At 71.7% G+C, this 8,881-nt stretch carries 10 protein-coding genes and 1 tRNA gene; 8 read left to right on the top strand and 3 right to left on the bottom strand.

Features of this window, described 5'->3' with window-relative positions; all coding sequences use genetic code 11:
* On the bottom strand, positions 1-659 hold a 659-nt coding region (locus AC2VNT_RS11370; RefSeq protein ID WP_486946951.1), incomplete at its 3' end, for a PE family protein.
* A gap of 455 nt (positions 660-1,114) precedes the next feature.
* Here AC2VNT_RS11370 and AC2VNT_RS11365 point away from each other — a divergent pair.
* The 6 genes from AC2VNT_RS11365 to AC2VNT_RS11340 all read left to right on the top strand — a co-directional run bounded on the left by AC2VNT_RS11365 (position 1,115) and on the right by AC2VNT_RS11340 (position 6,342).
* Entirely contained in the window at positions 1,115-1,423 is a 309-nt protein-coding gene (locus tag AC2VNT_RS11365) for a DUF732 domain-containing protein (protein ID WP_486946950.1), read from the top strand.
* Positions 1,424-1,518: 95 nt separating this feature from the next.
* Positions 1,519-1,592 (top strand) — tRNA-Leu (locus tag AC2VNT_RS11360).
* Between the two features lie 318 nt (positions 1,593-1,910).
* The gene (locus AC2VNT_RS11355; RefSeq protein ID WP_486946949.1) at positions 1,911-3,542 is read left to right on the top strand and encodes a fatty acid--CoA ligase; all 1,632 of its coding nucleotides are present in this window, start codon (positions 1,911-1,913) and stop codon (positions 3,540-3,542) included.
* The gene (locus AC2VNT_RS11350; RefSeq protein WP_486946953.1) at positions 3,539-4,609 is read left to right on the top strand and encodes an NAD(P)H-dependent amine dehydrogenase family protein; all 1,071 of its coding nucleotides are present in this window, start codon (positions 3,539-3,541) and stop codon (positions 4,607-4,609) included. Before AC2VNT_RS11355 ends, AC2VNT_RS11350 begins: the two co-directional genes overlap by 4 nt.
* A gap of 1 nt (position 4,610) precedes the next feature.
* Positions 4,611-5,477 (top strand): class II glutamine amidotransferase, encoded by an 867-nt coding sequence (locus tag AC2VNT_RS11345; protein ID WP_486946948.1) that lies wholly within the window; start codon positions 4,611-4,613, stop codon positions 5,475-5,477.
* A 16-nt stretch (positions 5,478-5,493) separates the two neighbouring features.
* Positions 5,494-6,342, top strand: a complete 849-nt coding sequence (locus tag AC2VNT_RS11340; protein ID WP_486946947.1) for a patatin-like phospholipase family protein — start codon at positions 5,494-5,496, stop codon at positions 6,340-6,342.
* Between the two features lie 235 nt (positions 6,343-6,577).
* On the opposite strand, the gene AC2VNT_RS11335 is transcribed toward AC2VNT_RS11340, so the two are convergent.
* Positions 6,578-7,609, bottom strand: a complete 1,032-nt coding sequence (locus tag AC2VNT_RS11335) for a patatin-like phospholipase family protein (RefSeq protein WP_486946946.1) — start codon at positions 7,607-7,609, stop codon at positions 6,578-6,580.
* 101 nt (positions 7,610-7,710) lie between these two features.
* Positions 7,711-7,902, bottom strand: coding sequence for a lipoprotein LpqV (gene lpqV, locus AC2VNT_RS11330; protein WP_486946952.1), 192 nt, complete (start codon positions 7,900-7,902; stop codon positions 7,711-7,713).
* A 165-nt stretch (positions 7,903-8,067) separates the two neighbouring features.
* Between lpqV and AC2VNT_RS11325 the strand changes: the two genes are divergently transcribed.
* Entirely contained in the window at positions 8,068-8,601 is a 534-nt protein-coding gene (locus tag AC2VNT_RS11325) for a cupin domain-containing protein (RefSeq protein ID WP_486946945.1), read from the top strand.
* Positions 8,601-8,881, top strand: a 281-nt coding sequence (locus AC2VNT_RS11320; RefSeq protein WP_486946944.1) for a rhodanese-like domain-containing protein, incomplete at its 3' end; no start/stop codon positions are given. The genes AC2VNT_RS11325 and AC2VNT_RS11320, both read left to right, overlap by 1 nt.

Here is an 8,881-nt window from a genome sequence, read left to right as displayed (position 1 = left end):
GCCCAACTCGGCGGCACCGACGAGCTGTTCACCAGCGACGCCGGGCCCACCACCCCGGCTGCAGCGGGCGCGGCCGCGGCTGCGGCGGCACTGCCGGCCGCACCGACTCCGCCACCGACCCCGCCCAGCCCGCCTAGGGCGCCGAGCGCACCACCGGGGGTCAGCAGCGCACCCAGGCCGCTTCCGGCGCCGGCGTGGGCGCCTGCACTGGTCAGGAAGCCGATCATGGACGGAAGCAGGCTCGACGGTACATACATCATCGCGGTTGACGCGCCTTCGCCGAAGTCCGTAAGCAGCGAGTTCGAGCCCAGTCCGTTCACCATGCCGCCGATCGTGGACTGTGCTGCCGCCGCCGAAGGCGTGCTGGCCGCGGCCGCGTTGGCGGCCTCGGTGGCCGCATACGACTCGGAATTGGTGTCCAGAGTCTTGACCAGCATTTCGTGAACGGCCGCGGCTTGCTTACTGACCGCCTGGTACATGCTGCCGTACGTGGAGAACTGCGCCGACAGGAGCGCCGAAACCTCGTCGCTGCCCGCCGGTGCTATGTCCGTAGTCGGGGCGGCGGAGGCCGCGTTCTGGGCGGCCAACACCGAGCCGATGCTCCGTAGCTCGCCGGCTGCGGCCGTCAACGCCTCGGGCTGCGTGGTCACAAAAGCCATCGTCATTCTCCTTATCGAACCGAGCTGAGCCGCATGGTGATTCGGCCACCTCGGGCCGGGGTTGCCGGTGGCACGCCCCCCACAGTTCCCTAGCTGCGACCGCCGGCGGAAGCTGGTTAACCGCCTTTTAACGCCGGTGCCCGAACTTGTTACGCACGACCCCGCAGCGACAAATCGACGCAACATTCGGCCCGCTTCGACCCTCGAACTGCCGGCACCGTCTGCGCGTGGCGGAATGGCCGTTGGCCGGTTCCGCCCGGACCGGCAGTCCGGTCGGCCGGCCTCCCCCCGATCGTGCGTTACCTTCGATGCGTCGACGCGGCGGCCCGGGTCGCACATGTCGTGCCATCGGCGCGCAACACGCCGGCCGGCTGTTACATGGTGTTAACAATCCGGTGCACGGCAGTAAGCCTTCGGTAACACCGGCTTAACCAACGCCGCGCATGCTGGGGCACATGAAGAAGCGGCTACTCGTCCTCGCGGGCATCGCCGGTGCGGGTGCGGTGGTGGGCCTGGCGGCCCCGGGATCCGCCGAGGGCAACGACGGGGTCTTCCTCAGCGCGCTCGCCGGCGCCGGTCTGAGCCACAACGGGGCGAGTCAGGCCATCGCGGCTGGCCACGCGGTCTGCCAGCTGCTGGACGAGGGTCTCTCGCCGGTGGACACCGTCACCGCCATCCAGGGAACCAACCCGGGATTCACGCTGGAGCACGCCGCGCAGTTCGCCGCCATCTCGGCCAGCGCGTACTGCCCGCAGCACATGTAGGTCGGCGCCCGGCCGCGCCGCCGCCGGTACACCGGACGTTCTTTCCCGCGCCGTGCCGCACGGCCCACGCCGGATCGCGCTAGATTCGCCCGCGAGCCCCCATAGCCCAATTGGCAGAGGCAGCGGACTTAAAATCCGCCCAGTGTCGGTTCGAGTCCGACTGGGGGTACGCCGTTTGAGCAGTTCAGCGGGTTGTCTCACCGACTGAAGTGGGCTCGACCGGTCGCCGGCGTCAACACCCGGCACGAAACGGCGCGGGTGCCCGGTCGCGCTGCCTACCGCAAGCTAGCTTGGTTTGGGCTGACTTCCCCGCGGAGATCGGGGTGAGAAGTTACCCAAGGGGCAGTCCTCTCGGGTGATCCGACAGGAGTGGTTCATGTCATAGCCGGTGGCCGTGCAGGAGATGCGGTAAATCGATGCGAACCCGCCTCCAGGCGGCCATGATCGGAGGCGGCTCCGGCACGGGGACGAATGAGGGGAGAGGTCGATGCGCAGCACCATGCAGCACTACCCGCTGACCATCACCGGCATCCTGCAGCACGCCGTCCGGGTGCACCCCACGCGGGCGGTGATCACCGCGACCGGCGACGGGTACCGCAGCACCAGCTACGGCGAGCTGGGCGGGCAGGTAGCCCAGTTGGCCAACGCGCTGCGCCGGGCCGGAATCACCGGCGACCAGCGGGTGGCGACGTTCATGTGGAACAACGCCGAGCATCTGGCCGCCTACCTGGCGGTGCCGGCGATGGGCGCGGTGCTGCACACCCTGAACCCGCGGCTCTTCGCCGAGCAGATCGTCTACATCGCCAACGAGGCCGAGGACCGGGTGGTGCTGGTCGACCTGTCGCTGGCCGGGCTGCTGGCGCCGGTTCTGGAGAAACTCGACACCGTGCACACGGTGATCGCGGTCGGCGACGGTGACACCGCGCCGCTGGAGCAGCCGGGTAAGACGGTGCTGCGCTACGCCGACCTGCTCGCCGCCGAGTCGCCGGAGTTCGCCTGGCCGGCGATCGACGAGGACTCCGCGGCCGCGATGTGCTACACCAGCGGCACCACCGGCAACCCCAAGGGCGTGGTGTACAGCCACCGCTCCAGCTACCTGCACTCGATGGCGGCCTGCACGGTGAACGGGATCGGCGTCGGCTCCCGCGACCGGGTGCTGCCGATCGTGCCGATGTTCCACGCCAACGCCTGGGGGATGCCGTACGCGGCGTTGATGGCCGGGGCGGACCTGGTCCTGCCGGATTGGCACATGGCCGCCGCGTCGCTGGTCGCGCTGATCGAGACGCAGCGCCCGACGGTGGCCGCGGCGGTGCCGACCATCTGGAACGACGCCCTGCACTACCTGGATCGCGAACCCGGACACGATATCTCGTCGCTGCGGCTGGTGGTCTGCGGCGGCTCGGCGGTGCCGGTGTCGCTGATGCGGGACTTCCAGGAGCGGCACGGGGTGAAGGTGCTGCAGGCATGGGGGATGACCGAGACGTCGCCGCTGGCCACCGTGGCCTGGCCGACCCCGGAGACGCCGGAAGAGAGGTACTGGACCGTGCGCGGCAGTCAGGGGCAGCCGGTCTGCGGGGTGGAGGTGCGCATCGTCGACGACGACGGCGCGGTGCTGCCCCACGACGGCGCGGCGGTCGGCGAGATCGAGGTGCGCGGCGGCTGGATCACCGGCTCCTACCACCGCGGCCACGGCGAGGCGAGCTTCCAGGACGGCTGGCTGCGCACCGGCGACGTGGGCCGGATCGACCCGCAGGGCTTCGTCACCCTGACCGACCGGGCCAAGGACGTGATCAAGTCCGGCGGGGAGTGGATCTCCTCGGTGGAGCTGGAGAACGCGCTGATCGCCCACCCGGACGTCGTCGAGGCGGCGGTGGTCGGGGTGCCCGACGAACGTTGGGAGGAGCGGCCGCTAGCCACTGTGGTGGCCCGACCCGGGGCGGTGGTCACCGCCGCCGAACTGCGAACATTCCTGGCCGACAAGGTCGTTCGCTGGTGGCTGCCGGAGCGGTGGGCGTTCGTCGACGAGATCCCGCGGACCAGCGTCGGCAAATACGACAAGAAGACCATCCGGTCCCGCTACGCCGAGGACGCCTACCAGGTCACCGAGGTCCGCGACTGACCATGACGCTACGAGTGGTGCAGTGGGCAACCGGGTCGGTGGGGGTTGCCGCGATCAACGGGGTGCTGGAGCATCCGGAGCTGGAGCTGGCCGGCTGCTGGGTGCATTCGAAGGCCAAGGCCGGCAAGGACGTCGGCGAGATCATCGGCACCGCGCCGATCGGGGTGAGGGCCACCGGCGACATCGGCGACATCTTGGCGCTGGACGCCGACGCGGTGATCTACGCCCCGCTGCTGCCCAACGCCGACGAGGTCGCCGCGCTGCTGCGCTCCGGCAAGAACGTGGTGACTCCGGTCGGCTGGTTCTACCCGGGCGAGCGGGAGGCGGCCCCGCTGCAGGAGGCGGCGCGGGCCGGCGGCGCCACCCTGCACGGGGCCGGCATCGGGCCGGGCGCGGTCACCGAGCTCTTCCCGCTGCTGCTGTCGGTGATGTCCACCGGCGTGACATTCGTTCGCGCAGAAGAGTTCTCCGATATACGAAGCTACCGTGCGCCGGACGTTCTGCGACAGGTGATGGGGTTCGGCGGCACACCGGAGACGGCGCTGAGCGGCCCGATGCAGAAGCTGCTGAACGGCGGGTTCGTCCAGTCGGTGCGGCTCTGTGTGGACCGATTGGGTTTCGCCGCCGACGAGAAGATCGCTGCAACGCAGGAGGTGGCGGTGGCGACCGCGCCGATCGACTCGCCGATCGGGGTGATCGAGCCCGGCCAGGTCGCCGGACGCCGGTTTGCCTGGGAGGCCGCCGTCAGCGACGTGGTGGTGGTCCGGATCGCGGTGAACTGGTTGATGGGTGAGGAGAACCTGGACCCGCCATGGTCTCTCGGTCTCGCCGGCGAGCGTTACGAGATCGAGGTGCGCGGTAACCCGGACACCTTCGTCACCGTCAAGGGCTGGCAGCCCGAGACCGTCGAGGCGGGCTTGAAGAGCAACCCCGGTATCGTCGCCACCGCGGCGCACTGCGTCAACGCGATCCCGGCGGTCTGCGCCGCCCCGCCCGGCATCCGCAGCTTCTTCGACCTGCCGCCGATCACCGCCCGGGCCGCGCCGGGCCTGACCCGAGGAGCCTGAGATGTGCCGACTGTTCGCACTGCACGCGGGAGGCGCCGCGGCGACCGCCACGTTCTGGCTGCTGGACGCGCCGGACAACCTGGCCGCCCAGAGCCGGCGTAACCCGGACGGCACCGGCCTGGGCGTCTTCGACGCGCAGGGCCGCCCGCAGGTGCGCAAACAGCCGATCGCCGCGTGGCGCGACGCCCCGTTCGCCGCCGAAGCCCACCAGATGACCGGCACCACCTTCGTCGCGCACGTCCGCTACGCCACCACCGGCGCGCACCGTGTCGTCAACACCCACCCGTTCCTGCAGGACGGGCGGCTCTTCGCGCACAACGGCGTGGTCGAGGGCCTCGACGTGCTCGACGCGCGGTTGGCCGCCGTCGGCACCGCCGACCTGGTGGAAGGGCAGACCGACTCGGAGCGGGTGTTCGCGTTGGTCACCGCGGCGATCCGGGCGGCCGGCGGTGACGTCGGCCGCGGCTTGGTGGACGCGCTGTCCTGGCTGGCCGACCAGGTGCCGATCTATGCGGTGAACGTGCTGCTGAGCACCGCGACCGAGGTGTGGGCGGTGCGCTACCCCGAGCCCAACGAGCTGTATCTGCTGGATCGTCGCGACGGCGCGCTGCCGGTCGGGTTCGACCTGCGCAGCCGGCGGATCCGGGCCGACGCCGGGGAGATGGCGGGTCGGCCGACGGTGGTGTTCGCCAGCGAGCCGATGGACGACGACCCGCGCTGGCAGCTGATCGCACCCGGCGAGCTGGTGCATGTCGACGCCGACCTGCAGATCAGCCGCAGTCTGGTGCTGCCGGACCCGCCCCGCCATCAGCTCAGCCGCGCCGACCTGAGCGAGCAGGCGCTGACCGCGCAGCACCCGTTCGGCTGACCGCACGGCAGACTCGGTGGACGTGAGGATCAAGCGCGCGCTGATACTGGCCGGCGGAGGAGTGACGGGAATCGCCTGGGAGACAGGCATTCTGCTGGGCATCGCCGACGCGTCGCCGGCGACCGCGCGGCTGCTGCTCGACTCCGACGTGCTGGTCGGCACGTCGGCGGGCTCGGCGGTGGCCGCCCAGCTCGGCAGCGGCGCCACTCTGGGCGAGCTGTTCGACCGGCAGGTCGACGACGCCTCGGCCGAGATCGACCCGGGCCGCGGCGCCGCGGTGGCCGGCGAGCTGATCCTGACCGCGATGGCCGCGCACGGCTCGCAGCGGCAGAAGCTGCGGCGGATCGGCGAGATCGCGCTGGCCGCCGAGACCGTCCCCGGCCCGGTGCGCCGCACCGTGATCGCCCAGCGGCTGCCGTCACACGACTGGCCGGACCGGACGCTGCGGATCACCGCGATCGACACCGCCACCGGCGAGCTGGTGGTGCTGGACCGGGATTCCGGCGCCGACCTGGTGGACGCGGTGGCGGCCAGCTGCGCGGTGCCCGGCGCCTGGCCGACGGTGCCGATCGGCGGACGCCGCTACATGGACGGCGGCATGGCCAGCAGCCTCAACCTTCGGGTCGCGGCCGACTGCGCGGTGGCGGTCGCCGTGGTGCCGGCCGGGCCCACGCCGTCCGGCGGGCCGGCCGGGGAGATCGCGCTCTTCCCCGGCCGGGCGTTCGGGATCTTCGCCGACGACGCCTCGCTGGCCGCGTTCGGGCCGAACGTGCTCGACCCGCGGCGTCGGGTGGCCGCCGCGCAGGCCGGGCGGGTGCAGGGCGCCGCGGTCGCCGAGCAGGTGGCTGCGTTCCTGGCCGGTTAGTTCGGCGTCACCACTGCGCTTCGCCGTGCGCATCAGTTCAACGCGACCGAGCGCACGGGTGACGTGATCGCGGTCGTCGACGTCGACCAGCTGCCAGGATCGCGGACAGCTCCCGCCGCGGCAGGCTGCCGGTATCGACGGTCGTGAGGCCGGCCCGGCGGCGTTCGGGTTCTGGCGCGGCGCTCGGACCGGACGACCTTCATATTCACCGGGTAGCACAACATGTGCTACTAAATTACTCGTGGACCGGCTCCGGCCGGTCGCGCTCGTGGCCGGCCAGCGCCCGGCCGGCCAGCTCCCGGCCGAGGGCGATCAGCTCGGCGGCCCGGTGGAAGTCCAGGCTGCGGCAGGCGGTGCGCGGCACGTCGACCACCAGATCCGGCGGGTACATCGCCAGCTGGCGGCGGGCCAGCGCGGCCTGGGCGATGTCGATGGTGCGGTTCATCACCGCCAGCGTGCCGAGCCGGGGCAGGTCGTCGTGTTCTTCAAGCTCCGGTTCGGGCTGGGGCTCAGGCTCGCTGCCGGCGTCGGCTTCCGGGTCCACACCGAACCGGCTCAGCACCGCGCGGGCCGTCGGCCGGTCCAGCAAGGACCGCACCGCGTCGGTGTCCAACAACTCCGATGCGCCGCGCGCCATCCGGTTGAGCCATTCGGCGGTCTTCCGTGGGCTGTCGTCGTCCTCGTCGTCGTCGCCCTGGGCGGCGCCCAGCTCCCGGGCGCCGCCCAGGTTCACCGCCACCGTCTGGTCGGCGTCGACCCCGGCGATCGCCGCCAGCGGCAGCGGGTCGAGGATGCCGCCGTCGGCCAGCAGCTTGCCGCCGACCACGTGCGGCGCGATCAGGCCGGGGATCGCGATCGAGGCGCGGATCGCGTCGTCGACCGGCCCGCGCTGCAGCCACACCGATCGCCCGGCGACCAGGTCGGTCGCCACCGCCGTGTAGGGGATCGCCAGGTCCTCGATTCTGGTGTCGCCCACCATGTCGCGGACCGCGTCCAGGATCTTCCCGGCCCGCAGCACCCCGGAGGCGGTGAACGACGGGTCCAGCAGCCGCAGCACCGCGCCGTGGGTCAGCGACCTGGCCCAGTCGGCGAACTCGTCGAGTCGCCCGGCCGCGTGCAGCCCGCCGATCAGCGCACCCATCGACGACCCGGAGACCCCGACGATCCGGTAGCCGCGCTCCAGCAGCACCTCGATGACGCCGATGTGGGCGTAGCCGCGTGCGCTGCCGTTGCCCAGTGCGAGCGCCACCCGCGGTGCGGCTGCCATCAGGCGTCTCCCCTCGTCGCATCGCCCCGCGCCCCGGCAGGAGCATCGGCCCATTCTGCCTGGGCCGGCCCGCAGGCGTGGCCCCGTCGTCTCGGCGGCCGTTATTCTCGCCGTGATTCGAATGGTCGGCCGCACCCGCCGCCGCCGGCGGTCTGGGCCGCGAGGATCACCGTGGCCCGTCGGGGCAACATTAGCTGCGCCCAGGGGATGTACCAGGTATTTGGTGTGCGGAGGTTTGCTGAGGCCGACGCGCTCTGGTCGCCGATGCAGCCGGCCGCCGCCGAGCAGCCCACCGCGACAGTGGCGAGGCCGCCCAGCAGCAGACGAGCGCATGCTGGCTGCCTGGGTAGCGTGTCCGCCGTGATGGAGTGCACCGGATCCCGGGACTGTCGTCGGCGCTAGCTCGCCGCCGGCCGATATCTGCCCCCGATCCGTCCGTTCACTTCCGGAGTTCTGTCATGCCGACCACCCGGTCTCCGGTCTCCGTTCTGCAGGCCCCGTTGCGGGTTCCCGATCTGCTGCAGGTCACCGACCGGCACGCCGACGACGTGCTCAACGGCCGCTACCACGCGCTGTTGCCGGCCGGCGGCCTGCCCGCCGACAGCCGCTGGTTCACCCGCATCCACGGCGACCGCGACCTGGACGTCTGGCTGATCAGCTGGGTTCCTGGCAAGGCGACCGAGCTGCACGACCACGGCGAGTCGATCGGCGCGCTGACCGTGGTCTCCGGCTCGCTCGACGAGTTCCACTGGGGCGGTCGGCAGCTGCGCCGCCGCCGCCTGGACGCCGGGGACCAGGCCGCGTTTCGGCGCGGCTGGGTGCACGACGTGGTCTGGGCGCCGGCTGGTGGACACACCCCCGCAGCGCCAGTGGCGCCGACGCTGAGCGTGCACGCCTACTCGCCACCGCTGACCGAGATGTCCTACTACCGGGTCGACGGCGGGCTGCAGCACCAGCGGACCGAGCTGACCGACCAGCCGGAAGCGGATTGATGAGCCGGATCAACGCGATGCTGGACGCGGCGCGGGCCCGGTTGCGCCGGCTCCCCGCCGACGAGCTGCCCGAGGCGCTGCGCCGGGGCGCGGTGCTGATCGACATCCGCCCGCACGCCCAGCGGGCCGACGAGGGCGAGGTGCCGGGCGCGCTGGTGATCGAGCGCAACGTGCTCGAATGGCGCTGCGATCCGACCAGCGAGGCGCGTATCCCGCAGGCCACCGGCGACGACGTCGAGTGGGTGATCGTGTGCTCGGAGGGCTACACCTCCAGCCTGGC

Source organism: Mycobacterium sp. TH-M15 (assembly GCF_057473705.1).
This window is presented reverse-complemented; position numbering and strand designations above follow the sequence as displayed.

Bases quoted from the DNA above. Each gene is read 5' to 3' on its own strand.
- AC2VNT_RS11365 (WP_486946950.1), top strand. From the start codon at position 1,115: ATGAAGAAGCGGCTACTCGTCCTCGCGGGCATCGCCGGTGCGGGTGCG.
- AC2VNT_RS11355 (WP_486946949.1), top strand. From the start codon at position 1,911: ATGCGCAGCACCATGCAGCACTACCCGCTGACCATCACCGGCATCCTG.
- AC2VNT_RS11335 (WP_486946946.1), bottom strand. From the start codon at position 7,609: ATGGCAGCCGCACCGCGGGTGGCGCTCGCACTGGGCAACGGCAGCGCA.
- AC2VNT_RS11345 (WP_486946948.1), top strand. From the start codon at position 4,611: ATGTGCCGACTGTTCGCACTGCACGCGGGAGGCGCCGCGGCGACCGCC.
- AC2VNT_RS11325 (WP_486946945.1), top strand. From the start codon at position 8,068: ATGCCGACCACCCGGTCTCCGGTCTCCGTTCTGCAGGCCCCGTTGCGG.